The sequence below is a fragment of the Pseudidiomarina sp. CB1 genome, assembly GCF_024752025.1.
Taxonomy (GTDB): domain Bacteria; phylum Pseudomonadota; class Gammaproteobacteria; order Enterobacterales; family Alteromonadaceae; genus Pseudidiomarina.
In genome coordinates this window covers 1,291,856-1,312,541 of record NZ_JANTPU010000001.1, presented here as the reverse complement: position 1 = coordinate 1,312,541, position 20,686 = coordinate 1,291,856, and the positions used below count along the sequence as shown (strand labels likewise).

Sequence of the window (20,686 nt, the reverse complement as noted above, 5' to 3'; positions counted from 1 at the left end):
CATGATTGAGCCTATAACATCCTAATGGGATTAGGTGGCTAACATGAAAAGAAGAACAACTATGCTTAAAAAATTACCTCTCGCTACTGCGGTAGCGCTAGCATTCGCAGGAAGTGCCGGGGCTCACGCCGCAGAATTTGAAGTGGGTGATTTCCGCGTTAAGTTTGACTCCATTATTTCATACGGTGCCGCATGGCGGATGGAAGACCAAGATCTTCGCGTCATTCACCCTGGCAACATGGCTGGTGGTCAAGGTCAATCAGGTGTTGCCGACGACGGTAACCTGAACTATGACAAAGGTGACATGGTGTCGTCGGTTGTCAAAGGTGTGCACGATCTAAGCATCGATGGCGGCGATTACGGCGCCTTCTTCCGCTTCAAATATTGGTATGACGATGTCATCAAGAACCAAGAAGTGGCGCACGGTCATACCGCGACAAATTACTACCCAGACGTCACCCTGAACAACGATGGTCTTGACGATTGGTCAACGGGTTCCGGTTTTGAGCTATTAGATGCGTTCGCATACGCGTATTTCGACTTAGGTGAAATGCCAGTCAACTTGCGCGTTGGCCGCCAAGTGTTAAGCTGGGGTGAGAGCACCTTCATCTTCAATGGTGTCAACGCCATCAACCCCATCGACGTCAACGCCGTGCGTCGTCCAGGTGTTGAAATCAAAGAAGCGTTGTTGCCAGTTGGTATGGTTAATATCAACCTTGGTTTGACCGACGAAACCAGCCTCGACATGTTTTATCAATATGAGTGGGACAACACCAAGCTAGACGGCTGTGGTACCTTCTTCTCGACGGTCGACATTTTAGGTGGTCCAGGATGTAACAAAGTGACCTTGAACCCAACGCTGGTTGCTGGACAACCGTCAAGCAGCTTGAGCGATCAAGAGTCAGTTGCATTCGGTGCATACTTAGACCGTGCACCAAACATCGAGCCAGACGACGGCGGCCAATATGGTTTCGCTTTACGTCACTACAACATGGATCTCGATGTTGAGTTTGGTTTGTACTACATGAACATTCACAACCAAACACCTATTATTTCAGCGTATAACTGGCAGGTGCAACCGACCGCAGGTTTAGCGCATCCAGACGGCTATCCGATTGCCGGTCCGAACTACGTGTTGCAGTATCCAGAAGACCAAGAAATTATTGGCGCAAGCTTTAGTACTAACTTTGGTCTTTGGTCAGTCGGTGGTGAATATAGCTTCCGTAAAGATATGCCAGTTCAGATTAATACCACTGAAATCTTGACTGCGGGTCTGCGTGCCGGCGTACCAAGTACCTTTAGTGACCGTCTTGAAACTGACGGACAAGGTAACTTCACGAACCTTGGTGAGTTGCAAGAAGGCTACGAGAATTTGGACGTAAGCCAATACCAGGTCACTGGTATTCGTTTCTTGGATAACGTTCTAGGTGCGAGCCGTTTGACCTTCATTGGTGAAATTGCGATGAACAAAGTGCATTCGTTACCTAGCTTGGATGAGCAGCGTTTCGGTCGTAACCCTGTATACGGCAAGTGCTTGACTGTCGCGGATCAGCAGCAGTTAGGTAATCCAAGCCCTGCCGGTGATATCAACTGTGAAGGTTTCGTAACTGCTTCATCATGGGGTTATCGCACTCGTTTCGTCGCTGAGTACAACAACGTATTCTCAGGTTGGAACATGACGCCAACGTTAGCTTTCGGTCATGATGTAAAAGGTTACTCGCCAAACAGTAACTTCATTGAAGGCCGCAAAACAGTTGGCTTGAGTGTCGACTTCAGCTATTTGTCGCAATATAAAATCGGTGTTGGTTACAACATCAACTCTGGTGGCGACTACGAGCCAGCAAGCGACCGCGATTTTGCTGCCGTTAGCTTCAGCTACAGCTTCTAATCGCAGAACGCATTTGAAAAACCCGCTTCGGCGGGTTTTTTTGTGCCATTCGTCGAACATCACTTGCGAAAATGACGTGTAGCCCGTAGTTCTACTACGGGTAAAGTTTAAATTGATCGACTAAGGTTATTTAGTTCGATCTCAGCGGTAATTTGAAAGCTTCCCCCGCAGTAGAACTGCGGGCTACGTCGGAGTCCAAAATGAAAACTACCATCGGAATGATGCTGGCGCTGGCAACGACCAGCGCCGCAGCTACTGAACAAAACATCTTCCAATCCGAAGATGTCTTCCAGCTCGAATACGCCAGTGCACCAACCGTACATCCAAGTGGTGACTATACCGTATTCATCAGAAACTACATGGATATCATGACCGACCGTCGCTACGGCGCACTATGGCGCGTTGATGCAAGTGGTGAATTACGACCTTTGCTCGGTGGTGACGCCAACGATCACTCGCAGACCTGGTCGCCGGATGGCAAAACGCTTGCGTTCGTATCCAATCGCAGCGGCAGCAACCAAATCCACTTGTACTGGACCGACAGCCAACGACACGCACCAGTCACCCGCTTAACTGGCTCGCCCAGCAACTTAAGTTGGTCGCCCAATGGCGAATGGCTGGCATTTACCATGTTCACACCTGAGCCTTCCGCGCCACCCGTTAGCCTGCCGAAGGCCCCAGAAGGTGCCAAATGGGCGGAGCCACCGAAATACATCGACAAAGAGCAGTATCGTTTTGACGGCGCTGGTTATGCCAAAGATGGCTATACGCAAATCTATGTGATGCCAGCCGACGGCGGTACACCGCGCCAAATCACACACGGTGACTACCATCATGGCGGTAATTTAGCTTGGAACGGCAATAATAGTATTATTTTCTCGGCAAATCTTCGCGAAGACGCGTTTGATCAGCCGCAAAACTCTGATCTTTATAGCGTTAATGTCACCAGCCAAGAAATTAGCCAACTCACCGATCGTAACGGACCCGATCGTTCGCCCACGATGAGTCCGGATGGCACGAAGCTCGCTTGGCTTGGCAATGACGACGAGAAAATGAGTTATCAACTGACGCAGCTCTACGTTATGGATTTGAACGCCAAAGCGCCTAAGCTGCTGACCAGTAACCTCGATTACAGCGTTAGCGATGTGCAGTGGTCACCAGACAGTAAAGCTGTTTATTTCAGTTATGATCGGCATGGCAACGGACATATCGTTAAGCAAAGCCTAAATGGTGAGCGCCAACAACTGACCGACCGCATGGGTGGTCTCAGCTATGGACGTCCATATAGCGGTGGCGACTTTGATGTAGCGGCGAACGATACTTTGGTTTTCACCGAAGCAAACGCGCAACGCCCAGCCGACTTAGTCTTACAGCGTGGTGGGAAAACACAGCAGCTAACGCAGTTGAATGAAGACCTATTTGCGCACAAAGAACTCGGTAAGGTCGAAGAAATTTGGTATGACTCGAAGCACGGTGATTACCAAATCCAAGGCTGGATTGTGTACCCGCCGAACTTCGATAAGAGCAAAAAGTACCCGTTGATTCTCGAGATCCACGGTGGTCCGCACACTGCTTACGCTGAAACTTTTTCGGCCGAAGTGCAGTTGATGGCGGCAGCCGGCAATGTTGTGCTCTATACCAATCCACGCGGAAGCACCAGCTATGGTGAGGAATTTGCGCAAGAAATTCATCATAACTATCCAAGTCAAGATTATGATGACCTAATGGACGGTGTTGACGCTGTGGTCGACAAAGGTTTCATTGATGAAGAGCGCTTGTATGTTACCGGCGGTAGCGGCGGTGGCGTGCTTACCGCTTGGATCGTCGGTCATACCGATCGTTTCCGCGCTGCTGTGGTAGCGAAGCCGGTGATCAACTGGTACAGCTTTGTGCTCACCGCAGATGCGTACAGCTACTTCACCAAGTATTGGTTCCCTGCTTTACCTTGGGAGAATCCAGAGCATTACCTCAAGTATTCGCCGATCAGCTACGTTGGCAACGTGACCACGCCGACCATGTTGTTAACTGGTGAGGCTGATTATCGCACGCCAATTTCAGAGTCTGAGCAGTATTATCAGGCGCTCAAGTTGCAAGGCGTCGACACTGCGATGGTACGGGTGCCGGATGCTCCGCATGGCATCTACAGTCGACCCTCGAATTTGATTGGTAAGGTAGCGTACATTTTGCATTGGTTTAACAAATACGGCGGGGAAGCCGCAGAATAAACGAAGTGCGAGCCTACCCGAGCGGGTAGGCTCGCTTCGCTATTGTTTATCGCGTTCGCGCTTCCGTCGGTAGGCCATTTCATAGAGCTTGGCTTCGGTCAGAAAAAAGTGAAAGGCATCAATATTAGCTTTGATAAAACCTCGCCATCCCGACCAAATCATTTGCCTGCCTAAATAAAACTTTAAAAACATCACCGGAAAGATAAGCAGTAACCGCGGTAAACTGCAAGGCCGTCCTTGTTCTTCGCGTTGTTGTGCTTTCAGCAACGAGTAACTATTAAGCTTGTCCATGTAGCCATGCGCAGTATCGTAACCGTAATGCTTTAGATAAATGGGCAAATAGGCCAGCGGCGGTTCAACTTCAATATGCTCGTGCACTAAAACATCCGTATTCATGTGGCATTTGTCTTTACGGTACACACGGCGGTACTTATGATGACGCGCTTTATGTAAGCTATGTCCCATAAAAATATCGTCGTGGTGGATCCAGATGCCGTTGATATCGCCTTGGGCAATGCGTTCCCGAATCATTTGCAAACCGCCAGCGGGAAGGACTTCGTCGCCATCAAGGTTTAGGATCCAGTTGTGTGTGCATTGTTGAATACCAAACTCTTTTTGTTTAGCGTAACCAGGCCAGTCGTTGTGGACGATTCGGGCACCATGCGCTGCCGCGATTTCAAGGGTACGGTCGGTAGAACCTGAGTCGATGACGACAATTTCTTCAACGCCGCGAACGCTTTCTAAAACCTCATCTAAGTGCGCTGCTTCATTTAAAGTAATAATGAAAACGCTAATGGGTGGGTAGTCGTTTGTTGCTGACATACAGAGCCCCAGATTGTTAATATGAATGGCTTCATGATACCGCAAAAGTTCCAAAAGGGGCGAAGGAGAACGTGTTGGTTACCGTAAAAAACTGGAGCGACGTGTTAGCGGAAGAAAAGCAACAGCCGTATTTTCAGACGCTACTCAATCGCGTGAAAACGGAACGAGAAAGTGGCAAGCGCATTTATCCACCCGCTGCAGAGGTCTTTCATGCGTTTCGCTTAACACCGTTAGCAGAGCTGAAAGTGGTGATCCTCGGCCAAGACCCGTATCACGGTCCAGGGCAAGCTCATGGGCTATGTTTCTCCGTACCGCAAGGCGTCAAACTGCCGCCGTCATTGCGCAACATTTATAAGGCGATACAACACGACTACCCGGATTATCAGCCGCCCGAACATGGCGATTTAACGCATTGGGCTGAGCAGGGCGTGTTGTTGTTGAATACCGTATTGACCGTGGAAGACGGGAAAGCACATTCGCACGCCAGTTGGGGCTGGGAACGTTTTACCGATAGCGTTATCGAGAAAATTAATGCGCACTGTGAAGGGGTCGTGTTTTTGCTTTGGGGCGCACACGCGCAGAAGAAAGGAGCGTTGATCGATCGACAACGCCACCATGTATTGACCGCGGTCCACCCCTCGCCGTTATCGGCGCACAGAGGCTTTCTGGCCTGTGGTCATTTCAAACGCACCAACGAACTACTTAGCAAGCCGATTCAATGGTAGCCCGTGGTTTTACCACGGGATTCACCGTATTTTTCGACCATGTACGTTGGATTCGGCATACCCCGTGGTAGAACCACGGGTTACCATTTAGAATTCGAGTTCATCGAGTTCAAGATCGAGACCGTAATCCATGTCCTTCAGCTCATCTCGTAACCGATATTTTTCCTTAAGCGCTTCAATTTCCCGCCACTTGCGTTTTACTCGACGTGACTTGTTCTGTTTTGCTTCAACACCGTTTAGCTCTTCTGAATGATCCATGGGATCCTCCTAGCTTATAGTTGTTATTTTAGGCATAGCGCAACACTTTAATAACACCTGGCGATAAAAAATACAAGCGCGTTATTCGTTATTCGTCCGCTGCGCAGTTCGATCGGGTAGCCCGTGGTTCTACCACGGGGTATACCGAAACGACCGTGTAGCCCGCAGTTCTACTACGGGGGGGGCCGAATTCGATGTAAATGGTAAAAACGTCCGATTAAACCCGTGGTAGAACCACGGGCTACTCGAACGCACGACAACACACAACGCTTTTGCTTTTAACGAGCGAAGCGAGTATAATCCGCGGCCACAAAATTGTTCTTTCACAGCACAGGTATATTGGTATGCATCCCATGTTAAACATCGCGGTGCGCGCTGCGCGTGCGGCCGGCAAAATTTTGAGTAAGAATTTCGGCGTTGAAGCTGACCTGAATATTCAAGCCAAAAGCCAGCACGATTTCGTCACTGAAATTGACAAAGCAGCTGAGCAAGCGATTATTCGTACAATTCAGAAAACGTACCCAGATCACAGCTTCTTAGCTGAGGAGAGCGGTGCACATGAGGGTGCAACCCCTGAGCATCAGTGGATTATCGATCCGCTCGATGGCACCACCAATTACCTGCGCGGTATCCCGCATTTCGCAATCTCAATCGCTTACTTACATAAAGGCACAGTTCAGGCTGCGGTCGTTTATGATCCGTTGCGCGAAGAACTGTTCTCGGCCAGCCGTGGTGCTGGCGCTCAGCTAAATGGTAAGCGTATTCGTGTGACCAAACAGCGTGATTTGAATGGTGCGCTATTAGCGACAGGCTTTCCGTTTAAGCGCAAAGACCTTGTTGAGAATTACCAGAATGTTTTTGGTAGCTTGTTCGAGCAGACTGCCGACATGCGCCGCGCCGGTGCTGCTGCACTGGACTTGGTGTATGTTGCTGCAGGTCGGATGGACGGTTTCTGGGAATTCAGTTTGCAGCCATGGGACATCGCTGCGGGCGGTTTGATCGTACGTGAAGCGGGCGGTCTGGTGACTGACTTTGCGGGCGGTCATGGCTTTATGCAAAGCGGGCACGTCGTTGCCGGTAACCCCAAGGTCGTGCAGGGAATTTTAAGCAAAGCACGCCCACATTTACCGAGCAGCATGAAGTAGCCCGTACGTAGCCCGCACGTAGCCCGTACGTAGCCCGTACGTAGCCCGTACGTAGCCCGTACTTCTAGTACGGGTAGCAAACAACGGGGATACACGGTAGTTTCAGGGATACACGGTAGTTTCAGGGATACAAGGTAGTTTCGCCGCCCCCCGCAGTAGAACTGCGGGCTACGGTTCAAAGATTGGAGCATCGCACGATGAAAAATATACGTATTGTTCTCGTCAATACCTCGCACACCGGCAATATTGGTTCGGTGGCGCGGGCGATGAAAACGATGGGGTTATCAGAGCTAACCTTAGTGGATCCTGTGCAGGCTCCCGATAGCCATGCCTCGGCGTTGGCGGCTGGCGCAACGGATGTGCTACATGGCGCATCTATTGTCGATAATCTGAGTGACGCTATCGCTGACTGCGGCATGGTCATTGGCACTAGCGCACGCAATCGCACGCTTGATTGGCCACTACTCGGCCCTCGCGAAGCGGCAGGGCAAGCACTTGCCGAGAGCGCCAATTACAAAGTGGCCCTCGTTTTTGGCCGAGAAAGCAGCGGGCTCACCAACGAAGAGCTGCAACAATGTACACATCATGTGCACATTCCTACCAATCCGGATTACAGTTCGTTAAACCTCGCTATGGCGGTACAAACCCTTGCCTACGAGATACGCATGCAGTGGCTTGAAGCAGATAAACAGCCGGGTACTGCCGAAAGTGAGTATCCACTTACTGAAGACCTCGAGCGGTTTTACGTGCATCTTGAGAGTACTCTGACGGATACCGGCTTTATCATTAAGCAGCACCCAGGTCAGGTAATGGCAAAGCTAAGGCGCTTGTTCACCCGAGCAAGGCCAGAAGCAAATGAGCTCAATATTCTGCGCGGCATCCTCGCCTCAATCGATAAGCAAAACCAAAAGCGTTAATCGCTATTCGTTATTCGTAGCCCGTGGTTTCACCACGGGGTATACCGAATTGAACGGACATGGTCAAAACGTCAGGTTGGACCCGTGGTAGAACCACGGGCTACCCGCCGAACAGCGAACGCAGTGAGCGGACGAACAGTGAGGCGCAGCCGAACGCACGAACAACGAATAACGGCTCTTCAGAATACTTGACTAAAATAGTCGGGAATGCGAAAATTACGGCATAACGATGGAGGAAATAAAGCTATGCGCTTAACCTCGAAAGGGCGATATGCCGTAACTGCAATGCTTGATGTTGCGTTACATACAGAACAAGGACCCGTGCCGCTGGCAGATATTTCTGAGCGGCAAGGAATTTCACTTAGCTATCTTGAACAATTGTTCGCGCGCCTGCGTAAGCAAGGACTCGTGAGCAGTGTGCGGGGGCCTGGCGGTGGTTATCGCTTGGGTTATGCACCGCATCAGATCTCGATTAGCGCAGTGATACAAGCGGTGGATGAGAGCATTGACGCCACACGGTGTGGCGGCAAGGGCGGATGCCAAGGTGGCAGCCGTTGCTTAACCCATTCGCTATGGTCGAATTTAAGTGATCGTATTGAAGACTTCTTGGCGAACATTAGCTTGGCTGAACTGGTCAAGCAACGCGATATCAACGAAGTCGCCGAGCGCCAAAATGCGCAAATCGCGGAGCAAAAGAAACGCGAGCAACAAATTGCACTGAATTGTCAGTTATAAGCTGTCTGACAACGTGAGGAGTAGCACTGAATGAAATTACCGATTTATTTTGATTACGCAGCAACCACGCCAGTTGACCCACGTGTGGCTGAGAAGATGATCCAGTTCCTAACGCCAGATGGTCAGTTTGGTAACCCGGCATCACGTTCGCACCGTTTTGGTTGGCAGGCAGAGGAAGCGATCGATATCGCTCGTAACCAGATTGCTGACTTGGTCAATGCCGATCCGCGTGAAATTGTTTTCACCTCAGGTGCAACAGAATCTGACAACTTGGCCATCAAAGGCGCTGCAGAGTTTTACCAGAAAAAAGGTAAACACATCATTACGGTTAAAACTGAGCATAAAGCTGTGCTTGATACTTGTCGCCAGCTTGAGCGCGAAGGTTTTGAAGTTACCTATTTAGACGTAAAAGAAGACGGTTTGCTTGACCTCGACGTGTTTAAAGCGGCGTTGCGCGAAGACACTGTTTTGGTCAGCGTTATGCATGTGAATAACGAAATTGGCGTGATTCAAGATATCGAGACTATCGGAAACTTGTGTCGCGAGAATAAGACTATTTTCCATGTCGACGCAGCACAGAGCGCTGGTAAAATCGACATCGATTTACAGTCGTTGCCGGTCGATTTGATGAGCTTTTCTGGTCACAAAATGTATGGCCCGAAAGGCATCGGTGCCTTGTATGTTCGCCGTCGTCCGCGTATTCGCCTAAACGCGCAAATGCACGGTGGTGGTCATGAGCGTGGTATGCGTTCAGGTACCTTAGCAACGCACCAGATCGTCGGTATGGGCGAAGCTGCTCGCATCGCAAAAGAAGAAATGGCTGCCGAGCGTGAGCGCTTCCGTGCCTTGCGTGACCGCCTATGGAATGGCGTAAAAGACATCGAAGAAGTGTACGTAAACGGCTCGCAAGAGCATGGCGTGCCGCATATCTTCAATATTAGTTTTAACTTCGTTGAAGGTGAAAGCCTGATCATGGCACTGAAAGACCTAGCGGTTTCTTCAGGTTCAGCCTGTACCTCAGCAAGCCTTGAGCCTTCATACGTGTTGCGTGCCTTAGGCCGCAATGACGAATTAGCGCACAGCTCAATTCGTTTCAGCTTTGGTCGCTTCACAACTGAAGAAGAAGTGGACCACGCAGTAGAGCAAATTCAGAAATCAATTGGTCGCTTGCGCGACATGTCGCCCCTATGGGAAATGTACAAAGACGGCGTTGATTTGGACACCGTTGAGTGGGCGGCACACTAAGAGAGGTGAAGTGTTATGGCATACAGTGAAAAAGTAATCGACCATTATGAAAACCCACGGAATGTGGGCGGCTTCGACAAGAACGACCCATCGGTAGTGACCGGTATGGTCGGCGCACCAGCCTGTGGTGACGTGATGAAATTGCAGTTGAAAATCAACGATGCTGGCATCATTGAAGACGCAAAATTCAAAACTTATGGCTGTGGCTCGGCAATTGCTTCAAGCTCGCTTGTAACTGAGTGGGTAAAAGGTAAGTCGATTGAAGAAGCGTCGCAGTTGAAAAATACGCAAATCGCTGAAGAATTAGCGTTGCCGCCAGTGAAAATTCACTGTTCTATCTTGGCAGAAGACGCGATTAAAGCCGCGTTGGAAGACTACAAGAAAAAACACGCAGGCTAATTTTAAGTCGATTTGTAGCACTACTTTAGCACCACTACTTTTGCACCAAGAATGAGGCAGTAATGGCGATTACCATGACCGAAGCGGCCGCACAACGTGCGCGGTCGTTCTTGGAACAGCGCGGTAAGGGCGAGGGTATCCGGTTAGGTGTTAAAACCACCGGCTGCTCAGGCCTTGCTTACGTAATGGAGTTCGTTGATGAGGTGGACGACACCGATACCGTCTTTGAAGAAAAAGGCGTGAAGATCATCATCGACGGCAAGAGCTTGGTCTACCTTGATGGTACCGAGCTCGACTTCGTTAAAGAAGGCCTGAATGAAGGCTTCGAGTTTAACAACCCTAACGCCAAAGGCGAATGCGGTTGCGGCGAGAGCTTTAACGTATAAATGAATCACTTCGAGTTTTTTAATCTCCCCGTCGCCTATGAGCTAGATTTAGCCGAGTTGCAGCAGCGTTACCGCAAGCTGCAACAGGCGCTCCACCCTGATCGTCATGCGTCGGGTAGTGAGCGCGATAAGATGCTCGCAGTGCAGCGTACGGCGCAACTGAATGATGCCTATCAGACGTTGCGATCGCCGTTGTTGCGTGCGGAACATTTGCTGGCGTTGCGCGGTGTGGATATGCAGCACGAGCAAAAGACGCTGCAAGATCCTGAATTTTTGATGGCGCAAATGGAGTGGCGTGAGCGTGTGGAAGAGCTCGATGCTGGCGATTTCGCTGGAATTGATGCCGCTTATAAAGACTTAGCTGCGCAGACCGCTGAGCTACAAGGTGAATTGGAGCGCTTGTTAGTTGCAAATGACAACGAAGCGGCAGCAGATACAATTCGCAAATTAAAGTTCATGCACAAACTCCGCCGCGAACTCGAAGCCCTAGAAGACGTTTAATGGTAGCCCGCAGTTCTACTGCGGGGGATGTCGAATACAACGATCATGGCCGAGATGTCGTAGCCCGCAGTTCTACTGCGGGGTATGTCGAATACAACAACCATGGCCGAGATGTCGTAGCCCGCAGTTCTACTGCGGGGTATGTCGAATACAACGATCATGGCCAAAACGTCAGGTCAAACCCGTAGTAAAACTACGGGCTACACGAATCACGAATAACGAGGTTTTCTGAATGGCACTTTTGCAGATTGCAGAACCCGGACAAAGCACAGCCCCGCATCAACATCGGTTGGCGGCAGGAATTGACTTAGGTACCACGAACTCTTTGGTTGCCACCGTGCGCAGCGGCGAAGCTCAAGTGTTGTGCGACGAGCAAGACCGCGCAATTCTGCCTTCAGTGGTTTACTACGGCGCTGACGAAATCTGCGTCGGTCATGATGCCGTCGCGAAACATGGCGATGCCTCACTCGCTACCGAAGACACCATCGTCTCGGTCAAACGTTTTATCGGCCGCACCGTTGCCGACGTACAGCGTAACTTCGCAAATTTGCCTTACCGCATGAGCGAAACCGATAACGGCGTACCCGTGTTCCATACTGCCGCCGGCGAACGCAATGCAGTTGAAGTATCGGCCGACATTTTGCGTTCTTTATCGGCTCGCGCTCAAGCCGCCTTAGGTGGCGAGCTCACCGGCGTAGTCATCACCGTGCCAGCTTATTTTGATGACGCGCAACGGCAAAGCACCAAAGACGCCGCGCAACTGGCGGGCTTAAACGTCTTACGTTTACTCAACGAACCTACCGCAGCCGCGGTAGCCTACGGCCTCGACACCGGCCGCGAAGGCCTGATCGCCGTGTACGATCTTGGCGGTGGCACCTTCGATATTTCGATTTTGCGCCTACAAGGTGGTGTATTTGAAGTGCTGGCGACCGGTGGCGACAGCGCCCTCGGTGGTGACGACTTCGACCAGCTTATTGTTAGCCACCTAAAGCAGGTTTGGGGCTTGGACGACGCCGTACCAGCGCGCCTTGAACGCTCGTTAATCAACGCTGCCAAAGCCGCCAAAGAAGCCTTAACCGATAAGTCTGAAGTCGAAGTGCACGTAGCCCGCAGTTCTACTGCGGGGGAATCACCCAACGCCACCGAACTCAAAACAACACTGTCGCGCACCCAACTCAACGAACTCATTGAACCCTTAGTGCGCAAAACTTTGGTCAACTGCCGTCGCGCCCTAAAAGACGCCGAAGTTGACGCCGCCGAAGTGCTCGATGTCGTCATGGTCGGCGGGTCAACCCGTGTGCCACGGGTGCGTGAGGCTGTCGGCGAATTTTTCGGCCGCGAACCGCTCACATCGATCGACCCCGACCAAGTGGTTGCCATCGGTGCCGCCATTCAAGCGGATATCCTCGCGGGCAACAAACCCGATTCCGACATGCTATTGTTGGACGTGATTCCGCTATCCTTAGGCTTAGAAACCATGGGCGGACTGGTGGAAAAAGTGGTCGCACGTAACACTACGATCCCAGTTGCGAAAGCACAAGAATTCACCACTTTCAAAGATGGCCAAACCGCCATGATGATCCATGTGGTGCAGGGCGAGCGAGAACTCGTCGACGACTGCCGTTCACTCGCGCGTTTCGTATTAACGGATATCCCACCGATGGCAGCAGGGGCAGCGCATATTCGTGTGACTTTCCAAGTGGACGCCGATGGCCTGCTTAGTGTCACGGCAATGGAGAAATCAAGCGGTGTATCCGCATCGATTCAAGTGAAACCATCGTACGGCTTGAACGACGAAGACATCACGCAGATGATCACTTCGTCGATGACCAACGCAAAAGAAGACATGGCGGCGCGTATGTTGCGCGAACAACAAGTCGAAGCAGATCGCGTGTTAGAAGCATTAAGCAGTGCCTTAGCTGTTGATGGCGAATTGTTGGACGAAGCGGAACGTAAACGACTTGATGACGCCATGGAAGCCTTGCGCGTAGCTCGCGCGGGTACATCGTCGGATGACATCGAGAAAGCCATTGAAACGGTTGATCAAGCCAGCGAAGATTTCGCAGCACGACGTATGGATGCTGGCATCCGCAAAGCATTGTCCGGCAGCAACGTCAACGAACTGTAACCAGAACCGAACAAATTGAAGTAGCCCGTAGTTCTACTACGGGGGAACCAGAACCAAACAAAGTGAAGTAGCCCGTAGTTCTACTACGGGAAAAGCTTAAACGAGGAACCGTGTAATGCCAAAAATCGTTTTTTTACCGCATGAAGAACTGTGCCCAGAAGGCACCGCTGTTGAAGCAGCTGACGGCGAAAGCGTATTAGATGTCGCACTCCGCAACGGTATTGGCATTGAGCACGCCTGCGAAAAGGTTTGCGCCTGCACCACTTGCCATGTCTACGTGCGCGAAGGCTACGACTCACTCGCCGAAATCAACGACAACGAAGACGACATGCTCGACAAAGCCTGGGGCCTCGACCCCGACTCACGCCTAAGCTGTCAAGCCCGCGTCAACGGCGAAGACCTTGTCATTGAAATCCCCAAATACACCATCAACATGGTCAAAGAAAACCACTAAAGAAAGGAGGCCGAGGCCTCCTTTTTTATTCGAGCTTCTCGGCGAAAGTGCGCTTAAACTTCGCCAATTTCGGGCTTACGACCGCCTGGCAGTAGGCATTTTGTGGATTACGCTCTACATAATTATCGTGGTAGTCCTCCGCAGGCCAGAACTTCTCGAGCGGTAATACCTCGGTCACTATCTCGTCCTGCCACGTACCTTCAGCGCGCATTTCTTCAATGATCTTTTCAGCTTCTTCTTTTTGCGCATCGGTTTGGTAAAAGATAGCCGAACGATATTGTGTGCCAACGTCGTTACCTTGCCGGTTTAATTGCGTCGGGTCGTGCAAGGCAAAAAAGATCTCAAGGACTTCGCGCACGGATAATGCGGTGGGCTCGAAAGTGATTTGCACGACTTCGGCGTGCCCAGTGTTCCCCGTGCAGACTTCTTCATAGGTGGGTTCTGGCTTATTGCCACCAGCGTAGCCTGATTGTGCTTTCAAGACGCCGCGAACTTGCTTGAATGCGCCTTCGATGCACCAAAAACAGCCGCCGGCCAAAGTGATTTGTTGTGTCATATACAGCTCCTAATAGACGTTTAGACATCTATAACATGGAATGCGGTTCTAGAAAAGAGTTATCTCGATTGAAACCTTGCCGTGGTAGCAGTGAAATACTGAAACGTGTATAATCCGCGCGACTTTAAATTAGCTAGCCTTTTATGATTGGAGACAAACCATGGCTTTAGAACGTACTTTATCAATTATCAAACCTGACGCTGTTGCAAAGAACGTGATCGGTGGTATCTACAACCGTTTCGAAACTGCGGGTCTGCGCATCGTTGCAGCAAAAATGATGCACTTGAGCAAAGAGCAAGCGGAAGGTTTCTACGCTGAGCACAGCGAGCGTCCTTTCTTCGGCGCATTGGTTGAGTTCATGACCTCTGGTCCAATCGTAGTAAGCGTACTTGAAGGCGAAAACGCAGTATTGCGTCATCGTGAAATCATGGGCGCAACGAATCCAGCTGAAGCATTGGCGGGAACGCTTCGCGCTGACTATGCTGTATCTATTGACGAGAATGCGGTACATGGTTCAGACGCGGTAGAATCAGCAGCACGCGAAATCGCTTACTTCTTCGCTGACGAAGAAATCTGCGCACGCACTCGCTAAGTCATTTGAGTAGCCCGTAGTTCTACTGCGGGGGAAACTTGAATACGCCGAGTAGCCCGTAGTTTTACTGCGGGGGAAACGTGAATACGCCGAGTAGCCCGTAGTTTTACTACGGGGGAAACGTGAACCATTCCCCGCAGTAAAACTGCGGGCTACCACGCACACACAACGAATAACGGGTTTTATGAACGCAGTCGACAAAAAAGTTAATCTTCTCGATCTCAATCGCCAAGGCATGCGCGAGTTCTTTCAAGAACTGGGCGAGAAGCCTTTCCGTGCCGATCAGGTCATGAAGTGGCTTTATCACTACTGTGTCGACGACTTTGACGAGATGACCAATCTCAACAAAGTACTGCGCGAGAAACTCAAAGAAATAGCCGAAATACGTGCGCCAGAAGTACGCTTACAGCAACAATCTTCTGACGGCACTATCAAATTTGCCATGACGTTATTCGACGGCCAAGACGTCGAGACGGTATGGATCCCAGAGTCTGATCGCGCAACCTTGTGTGTCAGCTCACAAGTCGGTTGTGCGCTCGAATGCACATTCTGCTCAACCGCACAGCAAGGCTTTAACCGCAACTTAAGAGTTGCCGAAATCATCGGCCAAGTTTGGCGGGTGAATAAACTGCTCGGTCCCTTCGGCGAAACGGGCATTAAGCCAGTCACTAATGTGGTCATGATGGGCATGGGTGAGCCGTTGTTGAACCTCAACAACGTAGTGCCAGCCATGGACCTGATGCTCGATGACAATGCTTTTGGTCTAAGTAAACGCCGAGTCACCCTAAGTACTTCGGGTGTGGTCCCTGCACTTTATAAGCTAAAAGAACAAATTGATGTCGCTTTGGCCATCAGTTTGCATGCGCCAAACGATGAATTACGCAATGAAATAGTACCGATTAATAAAAAGTACAATATTGAGCAATTCCTCGAAGCCAGCCGTCACTATATCGATGGCTCCAAAGCGAATAAGAACATCACCATTGAATACGTGATGTTGGACCATGTGAATGACAGCATGGATCAAGCTCACGAGCTTGCTGAAACGCTCAAAGACACGCCGTGCAAGATAAACCTTATCCCATTTAACCCGTTCCCAGGCAATGATTATGGTCGCTCAAGTAATTCACGCATTGACCGCTTTGCTAAGGTTCTGATAGAAAAGGGTTATATTGTTACGGTACGGAAAACCCGCGGCGATGATATCGACGCCGCCTGTGGCCAGCTTGTTGGTGATGTGGTCGACCGTACCAAACGCATCCTGAAAAAGCAGCGCGCCCAGCGAGGCGGTGTTGGAATCGACGTCAAGATTTCGTAAATCGCCGCGAAAAACCTCGAAAAACATAGGCAGGCAAGACGCATTCAGGGTAGCATAGGTAATTCAGCAACGAGGACCCGACATGCGCAATTTGCTCTACATTCTTCTTCTTGCAACACTATGCACTGGCTGTGTGAGTCAGCGCACAGTTGATGGCAAAGAAAAGCCTGCGCAGCAATTCGATGCGAAAGAAGCCGCGGCGACACGGCTGGCGTTGGGTCTTCAATATCTACAATCCGGAAATTACGAACAAGCGCGGGTTAACCTTGAGCGAGCTCGTGACTACACGCCTGATAACCCGTCGGTGCAAACGGGCTTAGCGTTCTACTATCAGCAAGTGCAAGATTTTGAGATGGCCGAGCGCTATTATCGCAAGGCGATCCAGTTGCAGCCCAATAACGGCGATACCCATAATAATTTAGGCGCATTGCTGTGCAACATGGGCCGCTATGAAGAAGCCGAGCAAAGTTTCAACCGAGCTCTCAATATTTCCGATTACGTGAAAGTCGCGGCAACCTACGAAAATGCAGCGCGTTGTGCAGCGCGCGCAGGGCAAGAGCAAAAGTCCGATCAGTATTTTCAACGGGCAATTAATCACAGTTCACGCAATAGCACTATTCTTGAGACCTACGCTGCGGTATTGTTAGAACAACAACGTTATCAAGAAGCCGCGGATGTTCTTAAGCGCCGAGCCCAATTACCGCAACTTTCCGCCGAGTACCTGTGGTTAGAAAGCGAGCTGGCGCGGCAGCAAAATGACCGTGCACGACAACGTAGCTTTGGCGATTTACTTTTGTCGCGCTTTCCCGATTCACGTCAAGCTGACGCTTATCGAGCGCGCGCGGCAGCAACTAACTCCTAATGAAGTAACCCATGACCTCGAATAAAGATTTATTGAATGACGAATTGCCGGAAGAAGGCAATCAGAAGAGCAAACCAACCGGTCACACGCCTGGTCAAATTCTTGCGCAAGCGCGCGAGCAGAAAGGCTTGTCCCAACAACAAGTTGCCGATAGTTTACGTTTGCGTCTTGCCGTTGTGCAGCTTATCGAAGCGGATGAGTACGAACAGTTAGCGTCAAACACGTTTGTCCGTGGTTACCTGCGCGCAATAGCGAAAGCGCTTGAAATCGATGATAAAAAAGTTTTTGAAGCGTTTAAGGAGCATGGCTACGATTCGGAGCAAACAAGCAACGTGCAAATGCAAAGCTTTTCGCGCCGGAAAGTGCGTGAACGCAACGACAGTCGCTTAAAATGGATTAGCTACATCATCATTACCGTCGTCTTGGCGCTGGTGCTGATTTGGTGGTGGCAAGAAAGTAATTTCAGTTTGAATACCATTACCGGTAGTGAAGATGCGCCGACCGAAGCTGAAGCAAAGCAAGAACGTGCAACCGTGCAAGATATCCCACAAATAGTGCGTCCTAGCCCAAGCCAGATCACCGAAGAACAAGCCGTCGCCCGCAACACATCCACCGAACCCGATGTAGCCCGCAGTTCTACTGCGGGCCCAACAGCTGACATCACCGACGCCGAACCTGCCGAATCCGATGTAGCCCGCAGTTCTACTGCGGGTCCAACCACCGACACCACTGATGCCGAACCCGCAGAACCCGAACCCGCAGAACCAGAACCCACACCAGCCGAACAGCTGGTCTTTGAATTCAACCAAGCCTGCTGGGTTAAAGTCAGTGATGCCACCGGCGAAGACATCGCCATCGGTGTAAAAGCTGCAGGTTATCGCATGCCGCTGACGGGCGAGCCACCTTTTGATATCATCTTGTGCAAACCGGAAGCCGTCACGTTGACCTACAATGGTGAGAACGTCAATCTTGACGATTACGTGCGTAACCGCAGCGTGACACTCACGCTAGACTAACAGCGTAACGTAGCAGCAATTTAAGGCACACGAAGTACTATCATGATGCATGAGAACCCAATAAAACGCCGCCCATCACGCCGTATTTATGTCGGCAACGTCCCGATTGGCGACGGCGCACCGATCGCGGTGCAATCGATGACCAACACCGAAACCACCGATGTTGCGGCAACGGCGAAGCAGATCCAAGCGATAGCTAATGCCGGTGCTGATATCGTGCGCGTTTCGGTACCTACCATGGATGCTGCAGAAGCCTTTAAATTCATCAAACAGCAGAGCCCAGTGCCTCTGGTCGCTGATATTCACTTCGATTATCGTATCGCGCTCAAAGTTGCCGAATACGGGGTTGATTGCTTGCGGATTAACCCAGGCAATATCGGCAATGAGCAGCGCATTCGTGCCGTGGTCGATGCCGCACGCGATCGCAATATTCCGATCCGAATTGGCGTCAACGGCGGCTCATTGGAAAAAGATCTGCAAGAAAAGTACGGCGAGCCAACCCCAGCTGCCTTGGTAGAATCGGCCATGCGCCATGTTGATATTCTCGATCGTCTGAACTTTCAAGACTTCAAAGTCAGCGTGAAAGCGTCGGATGTGTTCCTAGCCGTTGACTCTTATCGGTTACTCGCCAAGCAAATTGAACAGCCGTTGCACCTTGGTATTACCGAAGCTGGCGGCTTGCGCAGTGGTTCGGTGAAGTCATCGATTGGTTTAGGTATGCTGCTTGCTGAAGGGATTGGCGACACCTTGCGCATCTCATTAGCGGCTGACCCCGTCGAAGAAGTCAAAGTTGGTTTTGATATCTTAAAATCGTTGCGGATTCGCAGTCGTGGTATCAACTTTATCGCGTGCCCAAGCTGCTCGCGCCAAGAGTTCGACGTCATTGCCACCGTAAATGCCCTCGAACAACGGCTCGAAGACATCACTACGCCAATGGATGTATCGATTATCGGTTGTGTCGTTAATGGCCCAGGCGAAGCCTTGATCTCGCATATCGGCTTGGCTGGAGCAAAAAATAAGAGCGGTTTTTACTTGAACGGTGAGCGCCAAAAAGAGCGCCTCGACAACAATGATTTGGTCGATCAACTCGAACGCCACATCCGTGATCAGGTAAAACGTTTCGAAGCTGAGCAGATTCCTGTGAAGCAAGCGTAAAGCTGCGGTATACTACCCGTCATTTTTTCAAATTGAATTCAATTTAACGAAACGGTAAGTGAACTCGTGGCAAAAACAATCCAAGCAATTCGTGGAATGAACGACCTGCTGCCGGAGCAAAGTCCGGCATGGCAGTACGTCGAGGGCGTGCTACGTGACGTAGCAGCGGCCTACACCTACCAAGAGATCCGCATGCCGGTGTTGGAAAGCACCGACTTGTTCAAACGCTCCATCGGTGAAGTCACTGATATCGTCGAAAAAGAAATGTACACCTTCGACGATCGCAATGGTGACAGCCTTACGCTGCGTCCAGAAGGCACGGCAAGCTGTGTGCGCGCCGGTAATGAGCATGGTCTGCTGTATAACCAAACGCAACGCTTATGGTACATGGGCCCAATGTTCCGCCACGAGCGACCGCAAAAAGGGCGTTATCGCCAGTTCCATCAGTTTGGTATCGAAGCTTTCGGTATGACTGGGCCCGACATTGATGCTGAAGTCATTTTGCTGTCGGCGCGTTTGTGGAAAAAGTTCGGCATTGCTGAAAATGTCGAGTTGCAGTTGAATTCACTGGCTTCGAATGAAGCGCGGGCGAAGTACCGTGAAGCTTTACGTGAGTTTCTGCGCGCGCACGAGGAGCAACTTGATGAAGACTCGAAGCGTCGTCTAGATACCAACGTCCTGCGGGTGCTTGATAGCAAATCGCCAGACACGCAAAAAGTGCTTGAGCATGCGCCCAAGCTATCGGACTACTGGGATGACGAATCACGCGAGCATTTCGAAGGCCTGACGCAACGACTTGACGCCGCGGGCATCAAGTATGTGCTGAATGAGCGTTTGGTGCGTGGTCTTGATTACTACAACCGTACCGTGTTTGAGTGGGTGACCACTGAACTTGGTGCGCAAGGTACCGTCTGTGCCGGTGGACGGTATGATGGTTTGGTCGAGCAGTTGGGCGGTAAAGCCACGCCAGCAGTGGGTTTTGCCATGGGAATCGAGCGTTTAGTTTTATTGCTTGAAGCGCAGCAGAAAATCCCGAGCACCCAAGCCGTCGACGTTTACGTTATCGCCTTGAATGAAAGCGCGGAACTTAAGGCGCCGGCTGTTGCCGAAAAGCTTCGTGACCAAGTTGCAGGCTTAAAGGTACAGCTGCACAGCGGCAGCCAGAATATGAAAAAGAAACTGGCGAAAGCGGACAAATCGGGTGCCGAATATGCCATCATCATCCGCGACAACGATTACGAAGTAAAACACCTGCGCAACCGCGACAAAGACGATCTAATCATCACCGATCTCGCGCAACTAGCAAGTGTTTTTCAAACAACAAACAGCAAATAGCAAACAACGGTTTTAAAGGAATTT

General features: G+C 50.7%; 22 protein-coding genes. 19 read left to right on the top strand and 3 right to left on the bottom strand.

Annotated elements, in window-relative coordinates; translation table 11 throughout:
• Positions 1–43 precede the first annotated feature (43 nt).
• Positions 44–1,888 (top strand): DUF1302 domain-containing protein, encoded by a 1,845-nt coding sequence (locus NV375_RS06300; RefSeq protein ID WP_241967831.1) that lies wholly within the window; start codon positions 44–46, stop codon positions 1,886–1,888.
• Between the two features lie 200 nt (positions 1,889–2,088).
• Positions 2,089–4,113 (top strand): S9 family peptidase, encoded by a 2,025-nt coding sequence (locus NV375_RS06295; RefSeq protein ID WP_258807350.1) that lies wholly within the window; start codon positions 2,089–2,091, stop codon positions 4,111–4,113.
• 39 nt (positions 4,114–4,152) lie between these two features.
• Here NV375_RS06295 and NV375_RS06290 read toward each other — a convergent pair whose 3' ends face one another.
• Positions 4,153–4,935 carry a glycosyltransferase family 2 protein gene (locus NV375_RS06290; protein WP_126771460.1) on the bottom strand — a complete coding sequence of 261 codons (783 nt, stop codon included), beginning with the start codon at positions 4,933–4,935 and terminating at the stop codon, positions 4,153–4,155.
• Between the two features lie 71 nt (positions 4,936–5,006).
• On the opposite strand from NV375_RS06290, the gene ung reads away from it, so the two are divergent.
• Complete coding sequence (gene ung / locus NV375_RS06285; protein WP_405035604.1) at positions 5,007–5,660, top strand: uracil-DNA glycosylase; 654 nt, start codon at positions 5,007–5,009, stop codon at positions 5,658–5,660.
• An 87-nt stretch (positions 5,661–5,747) separates the two neighbouring features.
• Here the strand turns inward: ung and NV375_RS06280 are convergent, their stop codons facing one another.
• Positions 5,748–5,918 (bottom strand): DUF3545 family protein, encoded by a 171-nt coding sequence (locus tag NV375_RS06280; RefSeq protein WP_258807349.1) that lies wholly within the window; start codon positions 5,916–5,918, stop codon positions 5,748–5,750.
• A 344-nt stretch (positions 5,919–6,262) separates the two neighbouring features.
• On the opposite strand from NV375_RS06280, the gene suhB reads away from it, so the two are divergent.
• The 10 genes from suhB to fdx all read left to right on the top strand — a co-directional run bounded on the left by suhB (position 6,263) and on the right by fdx (position 13,828).
• The gene (gene suhB / locus NV375_RS06275; RefSeq protein WP_126771456.1) at positions 6,263–7,063 is read left to right on the top strand and encodes an inositol-1-monophosphatase; all 801 of its coding nucleotides are present in this window, start codon (positions 6,263–6,265) and stop codon (positions 7,061–7,063) included.
• 197 nt (positions 7,064–7,260) lie between these two features.
• A complete protein-coding gene (trmJ, locus tag NV375_RS06270) occupies positions 7,261–7,980 on the top strand; it encodes a tRNA (cytosine(32)/uridine(32)-2'-O)-methyltransferase TrmJ (protein ID WP_258807348.1) in 720 nt (239 codons plus the stop codon).
• A 246-nt stretch (positions 7,981–8,226) separates the two neighbouring features.
• Positions 8,227–8,715, top strand: a complete 489-nt coding sequence (gene iscR / locus NV375_RS06265) for a Fe-S cluster assembly transcriptional regulator IscR (protein ID WP_126771452.1) — start codon at positions 8,227–8,229, stop codon at positions 8,713–8,715.
• A gap of 30 nt (positions 8,716–8,745) precedes the next feature.
• Positions 8,746–9,960 (top strand): IscS subfamily cysteine desulfurase, encoded by a 1,215-nt coding sequence (locus NV375_RS06260; RefSeq protein WP_258807347.1) that lies wholly within the window; start codon positions 8,746–8,748, stop codon positions 9,958–9,960.
• 15 nt (positions 9,961–9,975) lie between these two features.
• Positions 9,976–10,359: a Fe-S cluster assembly scaffold IscU gene (gene iscU / locus NV375_RS06255; RefSeq protein WP_126771448.1), complete on the top strand. Its 384-nt coding sequence runs from the start codon at positions 9,976–9,978 to the stop codon at positions 10,357–10,359.
• Between the two features lie 62 nt (positions 10,360–10,421).
• Entirely contained in the window at positions 10,422–10,745 is a 324-nt protein-coding gene (gene iscA / locus NV375_RS06250; protein WP_126771447.1) for an iron-sulfur cluster assembly protein IscA, read from the top strand.
• A complete protein-coding gene (hscB, locus tag NV375_RS06245; protein ID WP_258239935.1) occupies positions 10,746–11,246 on the top strand; it encodes a co-chaperone HscB in 501 nt (166 codons plus the stop codon).
• On the top strand, positions 11,246–11,434 hold the full coding sequence (locus NV375_RS06240; RefSeq protein ID WP_258807346.1) for a hypothetical protein: 189 nt from the start codon (positions 11,246–11,248) through the stop codon (positions 11,432–11,434). The genes hscB and NV375_RS06240 overlap by 1 nt, the downstream gene beginning before the upstream one ends.
• A gap of 44 nt (positions 11,435–11,478) precedes the next feature.
• A complete protein-coding gene (gene hscA, locus NV375_RS06235; protein WP_258807344.1) occupies positions 11,479–13,374 on the top strand; it encodes a Fe-S protein assembly chaperone HscA in 1,896 nt (631 codons plus the stop codon).
• Between the two features lie 115 nt (positions 13,375–13,489).
• A complete protein-coding gene (gene fdx / locus NV375_RS06230) occupies positions 13,490–13,828 on the top strand; it encodes an ISC system 2Fe-2S type ferredoxin (protein ID WP_126771441.1) in 339 nt (112 codons plus the stop codon).
• Between the two features lie 25 nt (positions 13,829–13,853).
• Here fdx and msrA read toward each other — a convergent pair whose 3' ends face one another.
• Complete coding sequence (gene msrA, locus NV375_RS06225) at positions 13,854–14,384, bottom strand: peptide-methionine (S)-S-oxide reductase MsrA (protein ID WP_126771439.1); 531 nt, start codon at positions 14,382–14,384, stop codon at positions 13,854–13,856.
• Between the two features lie 160 nt (positions 14,385–14,544).
• Between msrA and ndk the strand changes: the two genes are divergently transcribed.
• From ndk to hisS, 6 genes are all read left to right on the top strand, one after another.
• Entirely contained in the window at positions 14,545–14,976 is a 432-nt protein-coding gene (gene ndk / locus NV375_RS06220) for a nucleoside-diphosphate kinase (protein WP_126771437.1), read from the top strand.
• A 184-nt stretch (positions 14,977–15,160) separates the two neighbouring features.
• Positions 15,161–16,294: a bifunctional tRNA (adenosine(37)-C2)-methyltransferase TrmG/ribosomal RNA large subunit methyltransferase RlmN gene (locus NV375_RS06215; protein WP_126771435.1), complete on the top strand. Its 1,134-nt coding sequence runs from the start codon at positions 15,161–15,163 to the stop codon at positions 16,292–16,294.
• A gap of 82 nt (positions 16,295–16,376) precedes the next feature.
• Positions 16,377–17,156 (top strand): type IV pilus biogenesis/stability protein PilW, encoded by a 780-nt coding sequence (gene pilW, locus NV375_RS06210; protein WP_126771434.1) that lies wholly within the window; start codon positions 16,377–16,379, stop codon positions 17,154–17,156.
• Positions 17,157–17,167: 11 nt separating this feature from the next.
• Positions 17,168–18,172 (top strand): RodZ domain-containing protein, encoded by a 1,005-nt coding sequence (locus tag NV375_RS06205; protein WP_258807342.1) that lies wholly within the window; start codon positions 17,168–17,170, stop codon positions 18,170–18,172.
• A gap of 42 nt (positions 18,173–18,214) precedes the next feature.
• Positions 18,215–19,327, top strand: a complete 1,113-nt coding sequence (gene ispG / locus NV375_RS06200) for a flavodoxin-dependent (E)-4-hydroxy-3-methylbut-2-enyl-diphosphate synthase (RefSeq protein WP_258807341.1) — start codon at positions 18,215–18,217, stop codon at positions 19,325–19,327.
• Positions 19,328–19,393: 66 nt separating this feature from the next.
• Positions 19,394–20,662, top strand: coding sequence for a histidine--tRNA ligase (gene hisS / locus NV375_RS06195; protein ID WP_258807340.1), 1,269 nt, complete (start codon positions 19,394–19,396; stop codon positions 20,660–20,662).
• Positions 20,663–20,686: the final 24 nt, after the last annotated feature.